16 protein-coding genes and 1 other RNA gene are annotated in these 20,424 nt (G+C 66.3%); 4 read left to right on the plus strand and 13 right to left on the minus strand.

Annotated features, from left to right (window positions below):
* Positions 1-990: 990 nt before the first annotated feature.
* The 8 genes from AC07PR_RS08735 to gyrA all read right to left on the minus strand — a co-directional run bounded on the left by AC07PR_RS08735 (position 991) and on the right by gyrA (position 12,065).
* Positions 991-1,305, minus strand: a complete 315-nt coding sequence (locus AC07PR_RS08735) for an integration host factor subunit beta (RefSeq protein ID WP_067282544.1) — start codon at positions 1,303-1,305, stop codon at positions 991-993.
* A gap of 173 nt (positions 1,306-1,478) precedes the next feature.
* Entirely contained in the window at positions 1,479-3,164 is a 1,686-nt protein-coding gene (gene rpsA, locus AC07PR_RS08740; RefSeq protein WP_377161851.1) for a 30S ribosomal protein S1, read from the minus strand.
* A 208-nt stretch (positions 3,165-3,372) separates the two neighbouring features.
* A complete protein-coding gene (locus tag AC07PR_RS08745) occupies positions 3,373-5,394 on the minus strand; it encodes a bifunctional 3-phosphoshikimate 1-carboxyvinyltransferase/cytidylate kinase (RefSeq protein ID WP_495135035.1) in 2,022 nt (673 codons plus the stop codon).
* 48 nt (positions 5,395-5,442) lie between these two features.
* Positions 5,443-6,333, minus strand: a complete 891-nt coding sequence (locus tag AC07PR_RS08750) for a prephenate dehydrogenase (protein WP_377153596.1) — start codon at positions 6,331-6,333, stop codon at positions 5,443-5,445.
* A 33-nt stretch (positions 6,334-6,366) separates the two neighbouring features.
* Positions 6,367-7,527 carry a prephenate dehydratase gene (gene pheA / locus AC07PR_RS08755; protein ID WP_495135036.1) on the minus strand — a complete coding sequence of 387 codons (1,161 nt, stop codon included), beginning with the start codon at positions 7,525-7,527 and terminating at the stop codon, positions 6,367-6,369.
* Positions 7,520-8,647, minus strand: a complete 1,128-nt coding sequence (gene serC / locus AC07PR_RS08760) for a 3-phosphoserine/phosphohydroxythreonine transaminase (RefSeq protein WP_483107023.1) — start codon at positions 8,645-8,647, stop codon at positions 7,520-7,522. The genes pheA and serC overlap by 8 nt, the downstream gene beginning before the upstream one ends.
* A 107-nt stretch (positions 8,648-8,754) precedes the next feature.
* A complete protein-coding gene (locus AC07PR_RS08765) occupies positions 8,755-9,372 on the minus strand; it encodes a DUF2059 domain-containing protein (protein WP_377153602.1) in 618 nt (205 codons plus the stop codon).
* A gap of 5 nt (positions 9,373-9,377) precedes the next feature.
* On the minus strand, positions 9,378-12,065 hold the full coding sequence (gene gyrA / locus AC07PR_RS08770) for a DNA gyrase subunit A (protein ID WP_483107022.1): 2,688 nt from the start codon (positions 12,063-12,065) through the stop codon (positions 9,378-9,380).
* 259 nt (positions 12,066-12,324) lie between these two features.
* Between gyrA and ompA the strand changes: the two genes are divergently transcribed.
* The 4 genes from ompA to ssrA all read left to right on the plus strand — a co-directional run bounded on the left by ompA (position 12,325) and on the right by ssrA (position 15,058).
* On the plus strand, positions 12,325-12,975 hold the full coding sequence (ompA, locus tag AC07PR_RS08775) for an outer membrane protein OmpA (RefSeq protein ID WP_377153604.1): 651 nt from the start codon (positions 12,325-12,327) through the stop codon (positions 12,973-12,975).
* A 171-nt stretch (positions 12,976-13,146) separates the two neighbouring features.
* On the plus strand, positions 13,147-13,848 hold the full coding sequence (gene ubiG / locus AC07PR_RS08780) for a bifunctional 2-polyprenyl-6-hydroxyphenol methylase/3-demethylubiquinol 3-O-methyltransferase UbiG (protein ID WP_495135037.1): 702 nt from the start codon (positions 13,147-13,149) through the stop codon (positions 13,846-13,848).
* Positions 13,845-14,552 carry a phosphoglycolate phosphatase gene (gene gph, locus AC07PR_RS08785; RefSeq protein WP_495135038.1) on the plus strand — a complete coding sequence of 236 codons (708 nt, stop codon included), beginning with the start codon at positions 13,845-13,847 and terminating at the stop codon, positions 14,550-14,552. The genes ubiG and gph overlap by 4 nt, the downstream gene beginning before the upstream one ends.
* A 132-nt stretch (positions 14,553-14,684) precedes the next feature.
* Positions 14,685-15,058: a transfer-messenger RNA gene (gene ssrA / locus AC07PR_RS08790) on the plus strand.
* A gap of 152 nt (positions 15,059-15,210) precedes the next feature.
* Here the strand turns inward: ssrA and AC07PR_RS08795 are convergent.
* The 5 genes from AC07PR_RS08795 to AC07PR_RS08815 form a co-directional block, all read right to left on the minus strand.
* Positions 15,211-15,975 (minus strand): FadR/GntR family transcriptional regulator, encoded by a 765-nt coding sequence (locus AC07PR_RS08795; protein WP_377153720.1) that lies wholly within the window; start codon positions 15,973-15,975, stop codon positions 15,211-15,213.
* A 140-nt stretch (positions 15,976-16,115) separates the two neighbouring features.
* Positions 16,116-17,189, minus strand: a complete 1,074-nt coding sequence (locus AC07PR_RS08800; protein WP_495135039.1) for an ABC transporter ATP-binding protein — start codon at positions 17,187-17,189, stop codon at positions 16,116-16,118.
* Between the two features lie 39 nt (positions 17,190-17,228).
* A complete protein-coding gene (locus tag AC07PR_RS08805; protein ID WP_377153726.1) occupies positions 17,229-18,086 on the minus strand; it encodes a carbohydrate ABC transporter permease in 858 nt (285 codons plus the stop codon).
* On the minus strand, positions 18,083-18,967 hold the full coding sequence (locus AC07PR_RS08810) for a carbohydrate ABC transporter permease (protein WP_495135040.1): 885 nt from the start codon (positions 18,965-18,967) through the stop codon (positions 18,083-18,085). The genes AC07PR_RS08805 and AC07PR_RS08810 overlap by 4 nt, the downstream gene beginning before the upstream one ends.
* Positions 18,968-18,975: 8 nt before the next feature.
* A complete protein-coding gene (locus tag AC07PR_RS08815; protein ID WP_495135041.1) occupies positions 18,976-20,391 on the minus strand; it encodes an ABC transporter substrate-binding protein in 1,416 nt (471 codons plus the stop codon).
* Positions 20,392-20,424: the final 33 nt, after the last annotated feature.

The following is a 20,424-nucleotide window of genomic DNA, read 5'->3' on the forward strand; positions in this document are numbered from 1 at the left end:
GAGGTGAAGCGATTCGAAAATGTCGACGTTGCGGTAGGCCCGCACCTCCGCGCACTTGTTGAAAACAAAGTCGTTGAGATCGTCGATGCTGGGTTCATCCCCCCGCTTCAGACGGCGGTAGGCAGACAAGGCCACGGCCATCAGGGCGGAGGCGTGATCGTCCGCGCACTGGAAAGCGACGGCCTCGCCGTCGCCCTGAGCTTGATCATCAATCGCCTTCACGAGATCCAGCATCCGCTGGGGGGTGAGGGGGTCATGGGGATCCATGGGCGCCGCCTGCAGTCGTCGAACCCGCTGCGTGCGCGCCGTGTTGGCGTCCTGACCGGCGCGCAGCAACGACACCTCGAAGTTCGCCTCCGCGTGGCTTCCCGAGGTCGGATTCGCGTTGGCTGCCCGCTCGAAATCCACACGACAACGAGCCGCGCCCCACGTGGTTGTGCCGCGATTCATGCAATGCCCCTGCCGCTTCTCTGGCGCGTCCAGGTCGACCAGGCAGGAAACCCGGTTGCTGATGCAGGCGTCGGCCCAGGCCACGGCCTCCGCGAACCCGGGGGGTCTCATGAGGATGAGGCGGTCCGCCGGCAGCAGATTGGCATGAAGATTGATGCAACCTCCGGGCATCTCGAAGTCCGGCTTCAGCAGCGTCGACTCACACACCGGCGGCGCCGTGGCGTCACGGCCCCCCGGTGTGACCTGGCGCTCCCTCGTTCCTTGGAACTGCAGGTGGTTGAGTTCTCGGTACAGCGCCTCGCCGACCTCCCGATGTTGCTCGAGGTCGCGGTGAAGCGGCTGCGATTTCTTCAGGAAATCGGCAGTGTTGGAGGCGCTCGGGGGCGAGTCGAAGACCGTCTTCAGGAGTTGCAGCATGAGCCCGGGCCGACGTGTCCGGCACTGGAGGTTGGATGATGCAAATCAGTGGGCGCCTGCCGGTGCATCGTTCGAAAAAAAAGCGCCGCGGAACGCGGCGCTTCTGTTCGAGCGGTGAGGTGCTCAGGCGGCCTGCTGGTCGTCGTCCGTGACGGGCAGTTGCGCGTCGACGGCTTCGCGCAGGGCCTTGCCCGGCTTGAAGTGAGGCACCAGCTTCTCGGGGATCAGCACCTGCTCGCCGCTGCGTGGATTGCGACCCATGCGCGGCGGACGGCGGTTGATCGAGAAGCTCCCGAATCCGCGGATCTCGATGCGGTGGCCCCGGGCCAGCGCGTCGGACATCGCGTCCAGGATGGTCTTGACCGCGAACTCGGTGTCTCGTTGCGTGAGCTGGCCGAAGCGCTCGGACAAGTGGGCCACCAGGTCGGATCGGGTCATGGTCGTCGGCATCTGAAGAAAAACAGGCTCGCTGCGGAGCGAGCCTGTCGAAGCGCTTGTGCGTCGATTTGGCGTCTGGGAAACAGGCTAACTCAGCCCGCCTCCAGCCAGAACAAGGGATTCTCTTGAGACCGGGCGCGACGCTTGCGCGCCACGCCCGGCGTTCAAGAAGATCAGCCGTTGTTCTGGTTGTCCAGCTTGGCGCGCAGCAGGGCGCCCAGGCTGGTCGTGCCGGCGTTCTCACGCTCGTTGTTCTGCGACAGACGCTGCATGGCTTGCTGTTCGTCGGCGCTGTCCTTGGCCTTGATCGACAGCTGGATGCTGCGCGACTTGCGGTCGACGTTGACGATCACGGCGGAGACTTCGTCGCCTTCCTTCAGCACGTTGCGGGCATCTTCCACGCGGTCGCGGCCGATTTCCGAAGCACGCAGGTAGCCGGTGACTTCCTCGCCCAGGTCGATCTCGGCGCCACGGGCGTCGACAGTCTTGACCTTGCCGGTCACGATCATGCCGCGGTCGTTGACCGAGACGAAGGTCGTGAACGGGTCGCCGTCCAGCTGCTTGATGCCCAGCGAGATGCGCTCACGCTCGACGTCCACGGCCAGAACGATGGCGTCGACTTCCTGGCCCTTCTTGTAGTTGCGGACGGCGGTTTCACCCGGCTCGTTCCACGACAGGTCGGACAGGTGCACCAGGCCGTCGATGCCCTGGGCCAGGCCCACGAACACGCCGAAGTCGGTGATCGACTTGATCGGGCCCTTGACGCGGTCGCCGCGCTTGACGTTCTCGGCGAACTCTTCCCACGGGTTGGCGCGGCACTGCTTCATGCCCAGCGAGATGCGACGCTTGTCTTCGTCGATCTCCAGGACCATGACTTCCACTTCGTCGCCCAGCGAGACGACCTTGGAGGGCGCCACGTTCTTGTTGGTCCAGTCCATTTCGGAGACGTGCACCAGGCCTTCGATGCCGGGTTCGATCTCGACGAACGCGCCGTAGTCGGCGATGTTCGTGACCTTGCCGAACAGGCGGGTGTTGGCCGGGTAGCGGCGCGACACGCCGAACCACGGATCGTCGCCCAGCTGCTTCAGACCCAGCGAGACGCGGTTCTTCTCGGCGTCGAACTTCAGGACCTTGGCGGTCAGTTCCTGACCGACCGTCACCACTTCGCTCGGGTGACGGACACGGCGCCAGGCCATGTCGGTGATGTGCAGCAGGCCGTCGATGCCGCCCAGGTCCACGAACGCACCGTATTCGGTGATGTTCTTGACCACGCCATTGACGATGGCGCCTTCGGTCAGCGTCTCGAGCAGCTTGGCGCGCTCTTCACCCATCGAAGCCTCGACCACCGCGCGACGCGACAGCACAACGTTGTTGCGCTTGCGGTCCAGCTTGATGACCTTGAACTCCATGGTCTTGCCCTCGAACGGGCTCATGTCCTTCACCGGGCGGGTGTCGAGCAGCGAACCGGGCAGGAAGGCGCGGATGCCGTTGACCAGGACGGTCAGGCCGCCCTTGACCTTGCCGGAGACGGTGCCGGTCACGAACTCGCCGGATTCCAGCGCGTTCTCCAGCGACAGCCACGAGGCCAGACGCTTGGCCTTGTCGCGCGACAGGATGGTGTCGCCGTAGCCGTTTTCGATGGCGTCGATCGCCACCGAGATGAAATCGCCGACTTGGACTTCGACTTCGCCCTGGTCGTTCTTGAATTCTTCGACCGGCACGTAGGCTTCAGACTTCAGGCCGGCATTCACCACCACGAAGTTGTGCTCGATGCGGACCACTTCGGCCGAGATGACCTCGCCGGTGCGCATGTTGGCCTTCTGCAGCGATTCCTCGAACAGGGCGGCGAAAGATTCCATTTGGGACATGTGAGATTTCCTTGCCAGGCACAGAGCGTCCGGCGGCTTGAGCACTGACAAGTGACTCAGGCAGCCTGATCCGAGAGGTGCGTGGGCGTGTGTTGCAAGCGGACTTGCGGGTTAGGTTGTAGAACGCATCACCCCCAGTGGACTGACGTCCGGAGGGAGGGGTGACGCTCCTGATTGCGCTCGACCCTTCCGGTGAGGGTCAGGCCTTGAACGGACGCCGTTCGTTCCACCAGCTCAGCACCAGATCACGGGATTCCCCGATGGTCTGCTGCGAGTTGTCCAGTTCGATCGCGTCCGCGGCGGCCTGCAGCGGGGAGGCGCTGCGACCCTTGTCGCGTGCGTCCCGCGCTTCAAGATCAGCGCGCAAGCTTTCGATATTAGCCGAAATGCCCTTGGAAATCAATTGCTTGTAGCGCCGCTCGGCCCGCGTGGCGGCACTCGCGGTCAGGAAGACTTTCAACGCCGCGGCGGGGAAGATCGCGGTGCCCATGTCGCGTCCGTCGGCAACCAGCCCGGGCAGGCGGCGGAAGTCGAGTTGCAGCTGATGCAGCGCGCGGCGCACCGCCGGGTGGGCGCCGACCTGCGACGCCATCAGGCCGGTCGCCTCCTGGCGCAGATCGCCGGAGACGTCCTCGTCGTCGAGCAGCACGCGGCCGGATTCGAACTTCAAGTCCAGCGTCGGGACGATGGCCGCCACGGCCTCGCCGTCGTCCAGCGAGATGCCCCTGCGCGACGCCGCCAACCCGGTCACCCGGTACAGCGCGCCCGAGTCGAGCACGTCGTAGCCCAGGGCCTGGGCGACCTCGTCCGTCAGCGTGCCCTTGCCGGAGGCGGTCGGACCGTCGATGGTGATGACGGGGATGTCCTCGACGTTCGCGCGGACGACGCCGAACAGCGTCTCGAAGTAGTCCGGGAAGGTCTTGGCGACGCATTGCGGATCGAGGATGCGAACCGGCACGGCCGCGCCCTGTCGATCATCCTGCAGCCCGTTGAACGCGGCCAGCGAGAAACACATCGCCACGCGGTGATCGTCGTAGGTGTGGATGGCCGCGGGCTTCCAGGCCTTCAACGGGTGGACCCGCAACCAGTCGGGACCTTCCTCCACCTGCGCGCCGAGCTTGCCCAGTTCCGCGACCATCGCGGCGATGCGGTCCGTCTCCTTGACGCGCCAGGAAGCGATGTTGCGCAGCGTCGTCGGGCCGTCGGCGTAGAGCGCCATCACGGCCAGCGTCATCGCGGCGTCGGGGATGTGGTTGCAGTCGAGGTCCAGCGCCTTCAGCGGCCAGGCGCCGCGACGGACCTCGAGCCAGTTCGGACCGATCTCGACGCGCGCGCCCATCGCCTGGGCGGCCTCGACGAAGCGGACGTCGCCTTGCACCGAGGTCGAGCCGACGCCCTCGATGCGCAGCGGCGCATCGGTCGCCGCGATCGCGCCGAGCGCGACGAAGTAGGACGCCGAGGACGCGTCACCCTCGACGTGCACTTCGCCCGGTGAGCGGTAGCGGCTGCCGGCGGGAATGACGAAGCGCTGCCAGTCCTCGTCACGGCGGACCTGCACGCCGAAGCGCGCCAGCAGTTCAAGCGTGATGTGGACGTAGGGCTTGGAGATCAGCTCGCCGGTGACCTCGATGACGACGTCGTTCGCGGCCACGAGCGGCAGCGCCAGCAGCAGGGCGGTGAGGAACTGGCTGGACACGTCGCCGCGCACGCGCACCGGCGCGTCGAGCGTCAGCGTGGCCGGGCCGTTCAGGCGCAGCGGCGGATACCCTTCCTGGCCGAGGCAGTCGATCGGGCAGCCCAAGGCGCGCAGCGCATCGACGAGGTCGCCGATCGGACGCTCATGCATGCGGGGCACGCCGGAGAGCTCGAACGTGCCGCCCTGCGTCGCGGCCAGAAGCGCCAGCGCCGCCGTCAGCGGTCGCATGGCCGTGCCGGCGTTGCCGAGGAAGAGCTTGGCCTCCTTCGTGCGCAGCGTCCCGCCGATGCCGGTCACCGACAGCACGCCGTCGGCGCCGGTCTCGAGCCGGCAGCCGAGCTCGCGCAACGCGGCGAGCATGACCTTCGTGTCGTCCGAATCCAGCAGATCGTGGACGCGCGTCACGCCGTCGGACAGGCCGGCCAGCAGCAGCACGCGGTTCGAGATGCTCTTGGAGCCGGGCAGCGACACGGTGCCCGCGGCACCGCGCAGCGGGGGCAGGTCCAGGAAGGGGATCTTGTACATGGCGCTGTCGCGGCACGCGCGACGTGCCGGCGGAGAGGGGAAGGAGGTTTACTTGGACTTCGACGAGGACGGCGCGGGTGCGCCGAGCTGCCACTGCGCGCGACCCTCGGAGGCCTGGCGGATCATCGCTTCCAGCGCGTGGGGATCGCCCTCGCGGATGGCCTGTTCCATCTGGTCCAGCACTTCGCGGAAGCGTTGCGACTGCGTCAGCAGGTCCTGCTTGTTGGCCATCAGGATGTCGCGCCAGATGGTCGGATCGCTGGCGGCGATGCGGGTGAAGTCGCGGAAGCCGGAGCCGGCCAGGCTGAGGAAGTCGCGGCCCGACGGCTGCTTCTGCACCGAGCTGAAGTACGCGTAGGCCAGCAGGTGCGGCAGATGGCTGACCGCGGCGAAAGCCTCGTCGTGGTGGTGCGGCGCCATCTTGAGCACCTGGCAGCCCAGCGCCGACCAGAGGTCCGTCGCCTTCTGCACCATCTCCGGCTTGGTCTGTTCCAGCGGCGTCAGGATGACCTGGCGGCCCTGGTACAGCGCCGCGTCGGCATGCTGCACGCCGGCGCTCTCCTTGCCGGCGATCGGGTGCGCGGGCACGAAGCTCGAGAACTGCTTGCCCAGCGCGCGCTTGGCCGCGTCGACCACGTCGCTCTTGGTCGAGCCCACGTCCATCAGCAATACATCGGCGCGGACCAGGTGACGGATCGCCTTGAGCGTCGACTCGGTGGCCGCCACCGGCACGGCGATCAGCACGATGTCCGAGCCGGACACGGCCAGCAGCGCCGACTCCGCGGCGATGTCGATCACGCCCATGCGACGGGCGGTCTCGGTCGTGGACGGGCTCTTGCTGTAGCCGACCACCCGGCGCACGAGGCCGGCTTTCTTCATGGCCAGCGCAAACGATCCGCCCATCAGGCCGCAACCGATCACGCCGAGTTGGTTGTACATCGCGAGAAACCTCTTTCGCTCAGGGCGTCAGCGTCAGGACTTCAGCGGGTAGGCGCCGATGACCTTGTAGAACGCGCACAGCTCCCGCAACTCCGCCAGCGCGGCCGCGACGTGCGGCTGCGACGGATGGCCGTCCAGGTCGATGTAGAAGTAGTACTCCCACTGACCGGTGCGGGCCGGGCGCGATTCCAGGCGTGTCATCGACACGCCATGCTTCTTCAAAGGAACCAGCAGATCATGCATCGCGCCGGGGCGGTTCGCCACGGAGACGATGAGGCTGGTGCAGTCCCGCCCCGTGGCCGGGGGGGTGGCCATGGTCTGCGGCAGGCAGATCACGGCGAAACGGGTCCGGTTGTACGCCTCGTCCTGCACCGCGTGCGCGGTGATGTGCAGGCCGAAGAGCGTCGCCGCGCGCTCGCTGGCGATCGCGGCGTAGGCCGGGTTCTCGGCGGCCAGGCGGGCGCCTTCGGCGTTGCTGGAGACGGCGCGGCGCTCGGCGTTGGGCAGGTGCTTGGACAGCCAGTTCTGGCACTGTGCCAGCGCCTGGGGGTGGGCCAGCACGGCTTCCACGCCCTGCAGCGTGTTCTCCTTGCGCAGCAGGTTGTGGCGGATCAGCAGGCTGACCTCGCCGACCACGTGCGTGGGCGTGTGCAGGAACAGGTCGAGCGAGCGCGTCACCACGCCCTCGGTCATGTTCTCGACGCCGACCACGCCGTACTGCGCGCTGCCGGAGGCGGTCGCGTGGAAGACCTCGTCGAAGCTGTTGCAGTAGATGAGGTCGGCGGCGCCGCCGAAGTACTCGATCGCGGCCTGCTCGCAAAAGGTGCCGAACGGCCCCAGCACGGCGACGCGCTGCGGCGACTCCAGCGCCAGGCAAGCGGACATGATCTCGCGCCAGATCGCGGCGACGTGCTCGCCCTTGAGCGGGCCGGGATTGGCGCCCCTGATCTTGGCGATGACCTGCGCGACGCGGTCGGGGCGGAAGAAGGGCGTGCCGTCGCGGCGCTTGATCTCGCCGACCTGTTCGGCGACATGGGCGCGCTGGTTCAGCAGCGTCAGCAGCTGCGAGTCGAGCGCGTCGATCTGGTCGCGCAGCGCGAGCAGTTCCGGGTCGGCCACCGGCGCCGGAGGCACGGGGGTGCCGGCCGGCTCGAGCGGCTCGCGCGGCGTGGAAGGGGTCGGCGTGTCAGCCATGTCGGGTCTCGAAATCCTTGAGGTGGCTTACCAGGGCTTGAACGCCCTCCAGCGGCATCGCGTTGTAGATCGATGCCCGCATGCCGCCCACCGACTTGTGGCCTTTGAGTTGCAGCAGTCCGCGTTCCCTGGCGCCGGCCAGGAAGGCGTCGTTCAGACGCTCGTCGCGGAGGAAAAACGGAACGTTCATCCGCGAGCGGCAATGCGCCGCCACGCGGTTTTCATAGAGCGAAGAGCCGTCCAGTGCCTGATAGAGCAGGGCGGCCTTGTCGATGTTGCGCTGCTCGATCGCCGCGAGGCCGGTCTTGCCGCCGTACTCGAAGCGCTTGAGCCATTGGAAGACCAGACCGGCGACGTAGATGCCGAAGGTCGGCGGCGTGTTGTACATCGACTCGGCCTCGGCCACGATCTTGTAGTCGAACGCGGACGGGCAGATCGGCAGCGCATGGCCCAGCAGGTCCTCGCGGACGATGACCAGCGTCAGGCCGGCCGGGCCGATGTTCTTCTGCGCGCCGGCGAAGGCGATGCCGACCTTGGACCAGTCGACCGGGCGCGAGGCCACGTGCGACGAGAAGTCGATCGCCAGCGGCGCGTCGCAGCCCAGCGCGCGGAGGTCGGGCAAGGCCTGGAATTCGATGCCGTCGATCGTCTCGTTGGTGCAGACGTGGACGTAGGCGGCGTCCTTGCGCAGTTGCCAGGTCGACGGATCGGGGATGTCGAGGTAACGACCGCCGGCGGCGTCCAGCTCGGCGGCGTTCGCGGCGATCTTCACGTCGGCATAGCGCCTGGCTTCGCCGGCGCTCTTCTTCGACCACGAGCCGGTGACGACGACGTCGACCGCGCCGCCGCGCGACAGGTTCAGCGGCAGGATGGCGTTCTCGCCCAGGCCGCCGCCCTGCATGAACAGGATGCGGAAGTTCGCCGGGACCTGCAGCAGCTCGCGCAGATCGGCCTCGGCGGCTTCGTAGATCGAGATGAATTCGCGACCGCGATGGCTCATCTCCATGACGCTCATGCCGGAGCCGTGCCAGTCGAGCATCTCCTCGGCGACCAGGCTCAGGACCTCTTGAGGGAGGGCGGCGGGACCGGCGGAGAAGTTGAACGGGCGGACAGCTTGCATGGAGGCGCGGAGGGAGGACGCGGATGTCAGTGGCGATGACGGCGCGATCGGGATGCGATCGAGCGGTCCGACGAGGGGCGGGCCCCTCGTCGGAGGGCGATGCCCGATTACTTCTTCGGTGTCGTCGCGGGCTTGTTGGTGTTCAGCTTCGGTGCCGAGGCCGCGCCCGAGGGCGGCGGACCGGCTTCCAGGCCGAGCTGCTTGGCGATGTTCTGCTGCAGCGCGGTGAACTTCTCGTCGAGCTGCTTGCCGTTGTCGTCGATCAGCTTCTTCGTGTAGAGGCTCTGCAGTTCCTGCGAGGATTCGGCGAACTTCTTGCTCACCGGGGATTGCAGCCAGGCCAGCAGCTGCTTGAGTTCGTCCTCGGTGAACTTCTCGTCCAGCGCGACGCCCATCGTCGACGGGGCCAGCTTGATGCCCTTGTCGACCAGCGGCTTGGCGTTGTCTTCGAGGAACTTGCGCAGGTCGGCGTCGATCTGCTTGGCGGTGGCTTCGCGCTTGGCTTCCGGCACGTTGCGCAGTGCGGGCGCGGCCTTGGCGGCGAGTTCATTGACCGGACGGCTCAGCACGCCCATGGTCAGCGCCTCGATCGCGGGCCGCTGGATTTCCAGGACCTTCGCGATGACATCCTTCTTGGACTGCGGGCTGTCAGCCTTCTGCGCGAAGACGACGGGGCTCGCCAGCAGCGAGGCGGCGATGGCGCCGGCTTGGATGGACTTCAGCAACAAGGTCATTCCTTCACGTCGGGGGTGGAGTCGCCTGCGTCGCCCGTGGCGTCGCCGGCATCGGAACCGTCGGCGCCGGTGGCGTCCGCATCGGTCGATTCTGTCGATTCAACCGCATCGTTTTCCACGATGCGCTGCAGGCCCGAGAGCTTCGCGCCCTCGTCCAGCGAGATCAGGGTCACGCCCTGCGTGGCACGGCCCAGTTCGCGGATCTCGGCAACCCGCGTGCGCACCAGCACGCCGGTGTCCGTGATCAGCATGATCTCGTCCTCGGGGCGGACCAGCGTGGCGGCCACGACCTTGCCGTTGCGCTCGCTCTGCTGGATCGCGATCATGCCCTTCGTGCCGCGGCCATGACGCGTGTATTCCGCGATGTTGGTGCGCTTGCCGTACCCGTTCTCGGTCGCGGTCAGCACGCTCTGCGTCTCGTCCTCGGCCACCAGCATGGCGATCAGGCGCTGGTCGGGCTCGAGCATCATGCCGCGCACGCCGCGGGCCTGACGGCCCATCGGGCGGACGTCGTCCTCGTCGAAGCGCACCGCCTTGCCGCCGTCGGAGAACAGCATCACGTCATGCTGGCCGTCGGTCAGCGCGGCGCCGATCAGGTAGTCGCCCTCGTCCAGGTCGACGGAGATGATGCCGGCCTTGCGCGGGTTGCTGAAGTCCTTCAGCGAGGTCTTCTTGACCGTGCCCAGCGCGGTGGCGAAGAAGATGAAGTGGTCTTCGGGGAAGGTGCGGAACTCGCCGGTCAGCGGCAGGATGACGTTGATCTTCTCTTCCGGCTGCAGCGGGAACATGTTGACGATCGGCTTGCCGCGCGCGTTGCGCGAGCCTTGCGGCACTTCCCAGACCTTGAGCCAGTACACGCGGCCGCGGTTGCTGAAGCACAGCATCCAGTCGTGCGTGTTGGCGATGAAGAGCTGGTCGATCCAGTCGTCGTCCTTCGTGGCGGTGGCCTGCTTGCCGCGGCCGCCGCGGCGTTGCGCGCGGTACTCGCTCAGCGCCTGGCTCTTGATGTAGCCGGTGTGGGAGAGCGTCACCACCATGTCGGTCGGCGTGATCAGGTCCTCGGTGCCGAGTTCCTGCGCGTTGTGCTCGATCACGCTGCGGCGCGCGCCCAGCTTGGTCTGGCCGAATTCCTGGCGGACCGAGGCCAGCTCGTCGCCGATGATCGTCGTCACGCGGGCGGGCGTGGCCAGGATGTCGAGCAGGTCGGCGATCTGGGCCATCACGTCGCGGTACTCGCCGACGATCTTGTCCTGCTCCAGCCCGGTCAGGCGTTGCAGGCGCATCTGCAGGATCTCGCCGGCCTGGTCGTCGGACAGCTTGTACAGGCCGTCCTCCTGCATGCCGTACTGCGCGGGCAGGCCCTCAGGACGGTAGGCGTTGCGGCCGCCGGCGGTCTCGCCCTCGGCGCGGGACAGCATCTCGCGCACCAGCGACGAGTCCCAGGCGCGGGCCATCAGCTCGGTCTTGGCGACCGGCGGGCTGGGGCTGCGCTTGATGATCTCGATGAAGTCGTCGATGTTGGCCAGCGCGACGGCCAGGCCTTCCAGCACGTGGCCGCGCTCGCGGGCCTTGCGCAGTTCGAAGACGGTGCGGCGGGTGACGACCTCGCGGCGGTGCTCCAGGAAGACCGTGATCAGGTCCTTCAGGTTGCACAGCTTGGGCTGACCGTCGATCAGCGCCACCATGTTCATGCCGAAGCTGTCCTGCAGTTGCGTCTGCTTGTACAGGTTGTTCAGGACGACTTCCGGGACCTCGCCGCGCTTGAGCTCGATCACCACGCGCATCCCGTCCTTGTCGGACTCGTCCTGGATGTGGCTGATGCCCTCGATCTTCTTTTCCTGGACCAGCTCGGCGATGCGCTCGAGCAGGGTCTTCTTGTTCACCTGGTAGGGGATCTCGTCGACGATGATCGCCTGGCGCTGGCCGCGGTCGATGTCCTCGAAGTGCACCTTCGCGCGCATCACCACCTTGCCGCGGCCGGTGCGGTAGCCCTCGCGCACGCCGCTCAGGCCGTAGATGATCCCGGAGGTCGGGAAGTCCGGCGCCGGGATGATCTCCATCAGCTCGTCGATCGAGCAGTCCGGGTTCTTCAGCGCATGCAGGCAGGCGTCGACGGCCTCGTTGAGGTTGTGCGGCGGGATATTCGTCGCCATGCCGACCGCAATACCGGACGAACCGTTGATCAGCAGATTCGGCAGGCGGGCCGGCAATACCAGCGGTTCTTTCTCGCTGCCATCGTAGTTCGGACCGTAATCGACGGTTTCCTTGTCGATATCGGCCAGCATTTCATGGGCGATTTTCGACAGCCGGATTTCGGTGTATCGCATGGCGGCGGCGTTGTCGCCGTCGATCGAGCCGAAATTGCCCTGGCCGTCCACCAGCATGTGGCGCAGCGAGAAGTCCTGCGCCAGCCGCACGATGGTGTCGTACACGGCGCTGTCGCCGTGCGGGTGGTACTTACCGATGACGTCGCCGACGATACGGGCCGACTTCTTGTAGGGCCGGTTCCAGTCGTTGTTCAGCTCGTGCATCGCGAAGAGCACGCGCCGGTGCACCGGTTTGAGGCCGTCGCGGGCGTCGGGCAGCGCGCGGCCGACGATCACGCTCATCGCGTAGTCGAGGTAGGAGCGGCGCATCTCCTCCTCGAGGCTGATCGGCAGGGTTTCCTTGGCGAACTGGGTCATGCGCGTGTGCCGCGCACGGAAGTGCACGGCCTCTGGAGAGATCGGAAGACGATGATTCTAATTGCGCCCGCTTGTCGTGCTTCTGCAACAGGTTCATGAACGGAAGTCGCCACTGCCGTGAGAATGCAGACGTCCTGTTGCCCTATGGCACAATCGGTTCGTCCCTAGGAGAAACCCTTGGTCGGGGAGACTCCTGAGGTTTTAGTTCCGACATTGGACGTTTCGCAGGGCAACTGCGGCTTTCCTTGAGAGGAGAATCATGAAGAAATTGAACCGCGTGGCAGCGCTCTTCGCTGTCGCCGCCGTCGCCACCTCGGGCGCTATGGCCCAAACCGTGGATAACTGGCGCGCAACGGATGGCACCGTTTGGAAGAACGGCACCAACGAGCTGTGCTGGCGCGATGCTTTCTGGACCCCGGCTACCGCTGCCAAGGACTGCGACGGCGCGCTGAAGCCGGTGGTCGCTCAGGCTCCGGCCGCAGCGCCCGCTCCGGCTCCTGCCGCGGCGCCGTCCGCTCCGGCGCCGGTGCCGGTCCCGGTGGCACCGACCAGCGAAAAGGTCACCTACGCCGCTGACGCCTTCTTCGACTTCGACAAGTCGACGCTGAAGCCGGAAGCCAAGGCCAAGCTGGATGACCTGGTCTCCAAGACCGGTGGCATCAACCTGGAAGTGATCATTGCTGTCGGCCACACCGACGGCATCGGCTCTGACGCCTACAACCAGAAGCTGTCGGTTCAGCGTGCTGAATCGGTCAAGTCCTACCTGGTGTCGAAGGGTCTGGAAAAGAACCGCGTCTACACCGAAGGCAAGGGCAAGAAGCAGCCCATCGCCGACAACAAGACCGCGGAAGGCCGCGCCAAGAACCGCCGCGTCGAAATCGAAGTGGTCGGTACCCGCGCCGTCAAGTAAACGGTCCGAGGGCGACTTCGGTCGCCTCTCGACAAACCCCGCCAGCCGTCAGGCTCGCGGGGTTTTTTCATTGCGGCGTCATGTCGTGGGTGTGCCCGGGAGGGTGCATGGCGTCGGCAATCTGCGCGATGTCGGGCAGTGGCGCCGCGCTGCTCGGCTACCATTGCGCCCATGGCGAATGTCGATGCAAAAGAGCTCGAGAAGTTCAGCGAGCTGGCCCACCGCTGGTGGGATACCGAAAGTGAATTCAAGCCGCTGCACCAGATCAATCAATTGAGATTGAACTGGATCGACGGGTTGTGCGGCCTGCAAGGCAAGACGGCACTCGACGTCGGCTGCGGCGGCGGCATCCTGGCCGATGCGATGGCGCGCAAGGGCGCGAACGTCCTGGGCATCGACCTGGCGACGAAGTCGCTGCGCGTGGCCGAGTTGCACGCGATGGAGGCCGGCACGGAGAACGTCGCCTATCAGGAGATCGCGGTCGAGGACCTGGCGGCCCAACGCCCAGCCTCCTTCGATGTCGTGACCTGCATGGAAATGCTGGAGCACGTGCCGGATCCCGCGTCGGTCGTGACCGCGCTGGGGCAACTGGTGAAGCCGGGCGGCTGGGTCTTCCTGTCGACCTTGAACCGCAATGCGAAGTCCTTCCTCTTCGCGATCGTCGGCGCTGAGTACGTGCTCCGCATGCTGCCCGCCGGCACGCACGAGTACGCGCGCTTCATCCGTCCGTCGGAGCTGGCGCAGATGTGCCGCGATGCCGGCCTGGAAGTGCAGGGCGCCAAGGGGCTGACCTTCAATCCGCTCACGCAGCGGTATGCGCTGAATGCGGATACCGACGTGAACTACCTGCTGGCCTGCCGCCGTCCCGCATGAGCACGGTGATGCTGAACTCGCCGGTCGGCATGCCGGTGCGCACGACCATCCGGACGGTGCTGTTCGATCTCGACGGCACGCTGGTGGACAGCGCGCCTGATCTGGCGGGCGCGACGAACGAGATGCTGATCGCGCGCGGCCTGCCCGAAGTGCCGTTCGAGCGACTGCGTCCGATGGTCGGCGCAGGTGCGCGCGGCATGATGGGCGTGGCGTTCGGCGTGTCCCCGATGGAGATGTCGTTCCCCGCGCTGCGCGACGAATTCTTCGATCGATATGAGCAGCGCCTGCTGCGCGCGACCTTTCCGTTCGACGGCGTCGCCGCGATGCTGCAGTCGCTGTCGGACGACGGCCTGAGCTGGGGCATCGTGACCAACAAGTCCGAGCGTTTCGCGTTGCCGTTGACGCGAGGGCTGGGTTGGGAGGCGCAAGCCGCGGCGGTCATCGGCGGCGACACGACGCCGCACAGCAAACCGCACCCCGAGCCGCTGCTCGAAGCGGCCAGACGTGCCGGCGTTGCGCCGCAGGAATGCATCTACGTCGGTGACGATGCGCGCGACATCCTGGCGGGTCGCGCGGCGGGCATGCAGACGGTGGCGGTGCGTTGGGGCTACCTGGGCGATGGCGAGCCCATCGAGGCCTGGGGTGCGGACGTGGTGCTGGACACGCCGGCGCAACTGATCGAGTGGCTCCGGGCGTCGCGCTGAGCGCGCGCCGATTGGCTCGGCGACACACGCCTGTCGAACTTCAGAAGCGTCTTTGAAAGACTCTTTGTTGAACTTGTCGAGATCGGGCTCTTGAAGTCTGGGCGGCAGGCATAATGTGAGACTTCTCTCTCTGGGGCCGACCTGGTTTCGACGTGGGTACGGATTTGGAGTAGGGCATGCCGAGGGCCAGGCACCTCGTAAATCCATCTGGAACAAACCAACTGCGAACGATCAAACGTACGCTCTCGCGGCTTAAACCCCGCGGACCTCTCACCGGTTGGCCAATGGGCCGGGTGACGGGACGCAAGTCCTGACACAGAGAGGTTATACACATTGGCTGGCTGTCATTCGTGCACCTTGGGTGACGGCGAGATTTAGGGTGCTGGCCCGTCCGGTAGCGTGCTCCTGCGCGACCGGATAGGTGAGAACCAAATCAGAGAGCTAAGCATGTAGAACTGCCCGATGAAGGCTTGCGGACGCGGGTTCAATTCCCGCCGGCTCCACCATCTTCCTGAAAGGGCCCGGACGTTCCGTCCGGGCCCTTTTCATTTTGGGCGGCGAGGGCGGTAGCAGTGGCACGCCATCACGCCACCACGCCGCCGCGCGGGCTCAGCACAAGGCTGCCGTGCAGCGAGGGCAACGCGTCGCCGCGTTGCGCCTAACGCGCCACCGTCTTGCCCGACCGCGCCTTCACCCGCGGCGCCGGCAGGCCCAGCTGCGGCAGCTTCCGGCGCGAGTTCAGCACTGCGTCGATGTCCTCGTTCGCGCCGTCGATCAGCAGGACGATCGCGCGCTCGGCTTTCTGCGGCGAACGCGCGATCACCGCGTCGAGCACCGCCCGGTGCAGCGGCAGCGACGACGCCGGCCCGTCCGGGCGCAGGTTCGAGATCTCGAAGCTGGTGCGCAGCAATGCGTCCAGCGCCTTGCTCATCTGCGCGACCATGCGGTTGTGGCAGGCGCGCAGCAGGCCATGGTGAAAGCGCAGGTCGTGGGTGACGTAGTCGCCGCCTTCCTCCACCGACCGCACCATGCCGGCGTAGGCCGACTCGATCTCGGCAATGTCTTCCTCCGTGGCGCGCTCTGCGGCCAGGCGTACCGCGACCGGCTCGACGAGGCGGCGCAGCTCCTGCAGATCACGCAGGAAATCGCGCGACAGTCCGGCGCGGGACTGCCACCTCACGACGTCGGGGTCGAACCAGTTCCACAGGTCCTCGTTGAGCACCCGCGTGCCGACCTTGGGGCCGGTCACCAGCAGGCCCTTGGCAATCAGCGACTTGACCGCCTCGCGGATCACCGTACGGCTCACGCCGAGCTCTTCGCACAGCAGCGGCTCGGGTGGCAGCGAGCTCCCGACGGGATAGCGGCCCGTGACGATCGCCTCGCCGAGCAGATCGACGGTGCCGCCGTGTACGTTCTTGATCATCGCGAATGTGTGTTCAGAGCGTGGTGATCACGCTGCCGTCGCGACCGGCAAGCCTTTGGTCTGCTCTTCACGACCCCCTTGTCCGCAGTGTAGACCACGGTACCGCGCAGGCCGGGCGCGGTGCGGATGTGACGGCGAGCTCAGCCCAGGCGATGGCCGCTGGCCGAGTCAAACACATGCGCCTTGTCCACGTCGATGGCGAGGTGGAGCGTGTCGTCGGGCCGTGCGGCGGTGCGGCCGTGGATCACGGCGATGACTTGCGCGTCGCCGACCTGCAGCAGCAGCTCGGTCTCGGCGCCGGTGGCCTCGACGACGATGACCTTCGCCGCAATGCCCGAGCCCGCGGACGCCAGATGGATGTCGCCCGGGCGGATGCCGTAGTGCACGGCCTGTCCGTCGCTGCCGCCGATCTGCGGCGGCACCGGCCACCGCGTGCCGGCCGCCAGGACCTCGGTGGCGCCGCCGCTGCCGTGCAGCGTGCCGGGGAGCACGTTCATCGCCGGCGAGCCGATGAATTGCGCGACGAACAGGTTGTCGGGCCGGTCGTACAGATCGAGCGGCGTGCCGATCTGCTCGATGATGCCGTCGTGCATCACGACGATGCGGTCCGCCATCGTCATCGCCTCGATCTGGTCGTGCGTGACGTAGACGGTGGTGGTCCTGAGCCGCTGGTGCAGCGCCTTGATCTCGGCGCGCATCGCGACGCGCAGCTTGGCGTCGAGGTTGGAGAGCGGCTCGTCGAACAGGAAGACCTTCGGGTCGCGCACGATCGCGCGCCCCATCGCGACGCGCTGACGCTGGCCGCCGGAGAGCTCGCGCGGGTGGCGGTCGAGCAGGGTGTCGAGGTTGAGGATCTTCGCGGCCCGGGCGACCCGCTCGTGGATCAGCGCCGCATCGGCCTTGCGCAGTTTCAGGCTGAACGCCATGTTCTCCCCGACCGTCATGTGCGGGTACAGCGCGTAGCTCTGGAACACCATCGCGATGTCGCGGTCCTTCGACTCGAGATCGTTGACGACCTTGCCGTCGATCGTGATCTCGCCGCCGGTGATGTCCTCCAGGCCCGCGAGCATGCGCAGCAGCGTCGACTTGCCGCAGCCCGACGGACCGACCAGCACGACGAACTCGCCCTCGGCGATGTCGACGCTGACGTCGTGCAGCACCTTGACCTTGTTGCCGTAGGTCTTCTCGATCTTGTGAAACCCCACCGTGGCCATGTCTCGTCCCCTCGTCGCTCTGTGGTTGTCGGCGGCGCTTCAGCTCTTCACGGCGCCGGCCGTCAGGCCGCTCACCATGTAGCGCTTGAAGGCGTAGTAGATCGCCGCCGGCGGCAGCGCATAGATCAGGCCGGTGGCCATCAGCAGCTCCCACGGCGAATCGTCGGCGGAGAGAAAGTTGCCGAGCGTGACCGCCAGCGTCACGCTCCTGTCGTTGGACAGCAGCAGGAAGGCGTACAGATATTCGTTCCACGCCAGCAGCAGCGCGTACGTGCCGACCGCGACCAGCGAGGGCACCATCAGCGGCAGGTAGACCAGGCGGAACAGCTGCAGCGGCGAGGCGCCGTCCATGCGCGCGGCTTCGTCGAGCTCCGGGGGCAGCTTGTCCGACGCCTGCTTGAGCACCCAGATGCAGTAGGGCGAGGCGATCGTCACCATCGCGAGGATCAGCGACCACTGGCTGTTCAGCAGCCCGTAGTTGCCCATGGTCTTGTACATCGGCACCGCGAGGAACGCGGCCGGGATGAAGTAGGTGAAGAGGGCGAGGTTCATCACCGTCCGCCCGCCGCGCACCTTGAGCCGGCTGATCGCGAACGCGGCCGAGGTGGCGACGAACAGCGTGATCGCCGCGACCGCCACCGCGATCAGCACCGAGTTGCCCAGCTGCAGCCAGAAGTGGTCGAGGTAGAAATGCTTCTGTCCGAACACGTTCTCGAAGTTCTTGAGCGTCGGGTGATCGGGCCACAGCTTGCCGGTCGTGCCCTCGTCCTTGGGCGAGATCGCGAACAGCACGAGGTGGTAGACCGGGATGATCGTCCACAGCAGCACCGGGATGCCGATCAGCAGCAGCTTCGCCTCGGTGGTCACCGTCGTCCAGTTCAGCTTCCCGCCGCTCATTTGGACAACCTCTTCATCATGATGCAGACGAGCGGCAGCACGAGCGGCAGCGCCACGACGATCGACGCCATCGACAGATCGATCTGGTCGAGCCGCAGGTAGCGGATGCCCAGGGTCGCCAGGACATGCGTCATGTCGGCCGGGCCGCCGCCGGTCAGCAGGTAGACGCTGTTGAAGTCGCCCAGCGTCCAGATCATCGACAGGATCAGCGAGGTCACGTAGAGCGTGCGCATCGACGGCCAGGTGATGAAGCGGAACTTCTGCCAGCGGGTCGCGCCGTCGACCGACGCGGCCTCGTACTGCTCGGAAGGGATGGCCAGACGCCCGGCGATCAGGATCAGGGTCCAGAACGGCAGCGACTTCCAGATATGCATGAGCATCGAGAAACCGAGCGCCAGCGGCGGGTGGTTCAGCCAGTTCGGGCCGTCCCGCCCGGTGAGCTGGAAGATCAGCGTGTTGATCACGCCCCACTCGGGGTTGAGCATGAAGCGCACCGACAGGATCGTCGGGATCGAGGGCAGCGCCCAGGGCAGGATGAAGACCAGCGACAGGATCCGGATCCACCAGCGCTCGGTCACGAAGAAGCCCGAGAGCATCATCGCCACCACCATCTTGATGTTGATCGCGACGATCAGGAACACCAGCGTGTTGAGCAGGCTGCGCAGGAAGATCGGATCGTCGAAGAGCTTTTCGTAGCTGGACGGATGGCGCGCCAGCCACATCCCGTAGCCCAGCGGATAGAGCACGAAGACCACGAAGACCAGGAGGTAGGGCAGCACGAGCATGCGCCCCCAGAACTGCCAGCGGTCTGGCGTTCGTCCCGGGCGAGTGCCCGCGCCGGCCGGATCGGCACTCATCGGGGCGCTCACATCGGCACTCATCTCGGCGCTCATCTCGGCGCCGCCACCGCCGCGATCGGCGCCGCGGTCGGCGTCGCGACCACCTTGATGCGCGCGATCATCTCGTCGACGGCCTGGTCGACCGGCACCTTCTCGTTGAGGACGCGGTTCATCGCCTTGGCCCAGACGTTCTCGTTGTTCAGCACCGTGAACTTGTAGTTCTTCGTGAACTCGAACGTGACCGTGCCGGCCATGAACTGATCGTGGACCGATTGGCGATGGGCGTCGGCCTTCCAGAATGCGCTCTGCTGCGCCGTCCTGGTGACCGGGAACCAGCGGCCCAGCGCGCCTTCGACATAGGGCGTCAGGTTCTGCTCTTCGAGCAGGAAGGCGACGAACTGCTTGGCCGCGGCCTTGTTCTTTGCCTCCTTGAACACCACGCCGGTCTTCACCGCCGCGCGGTAGACCATCTTCGAGCCGTCGGGCTTGGCGGGGAACCCCGCGGTGCGGATCCGCTGCGTGTAGTTCTTCTTCGCCGTGGCGCGCTGCTCGTCGCTGAGCATGGCGTTGGTCATGTCGTCCAGCCACTTGGCGGCGATCGAGATCGTCGCGTTGTGCGTCATCACGGTCGTCCTGTTGTGGAACGCGACGTTGTTGTCCGGGTCCTTCCAGCTCGTGCTCGACGGCGGCGAGCATCCCTTGCTGTAGACCTGGGTGTAGTCGGTCATCGCGCGGATCAGCCCCTGGCGCACGGTCGGGTCGTCGATCAGCAGCTTGCCGCTGTCGTTGACGAGCTTGACGTTGTAGGCGTCCATGAAGGTCAGGAACGAGTAGAACGAGTCGCTCGAATCCACGCCCAGCGGCATACCGATGCCGAACACGCGCGAACCGGTCTTGGCGCGGTACGCGGGTTGGACCTTGTCGCACCAGAAGCTCCAGAAGTCCTTCCAGACGGTCGGGATGTCCGACTCCTTGAAGCCCGCTTCGGCGAGCATGTCGACCCAGAACTCGATGTGCATCGTCTGCTGCTTGATCGGGAACGCGTAGTACGCGCGCTTCCTCTCCTGGTCGTTGTACAGGAACGTGGTCTCGACCGTGTTCGGCGCGAAGCGCGCGCGGATCGGGTCGATCACGCTGCTGATGTCCTCGAGCTTGCCGTCGAAGGCCCACTTGCCCGTGACCTGCAGGTCGAAGAGGTCGCCATAGGACACGTCCGGCGGGTTGCCGGAGTCGAGTGCGGACACGATCTTGGGGATCATGTCGTGCAGCGGGTACAGCGACAACTCGACCTTGATGTCCCTGTGCTTCTCCTCGAATTTCCTGATCGCGGCGAAGAGCGCGTCGTCCTCGGCCTTGTAGAAGCCCTTGACCCACCAGACGGTGAGCTTTTCCTGCGCGAAGACCGGACCGGTGGCAACGAGGCAGGCGCCGGCGAGCGCGACCGTCATCCATGTTCTGAGCTGCATGTGCTTGTCTCCTGTGGAAGGGCCCAATCTGTC

Source organism: Roseateles sp. GW821-FHT09H11 (genome assembly GCF_059415845.1).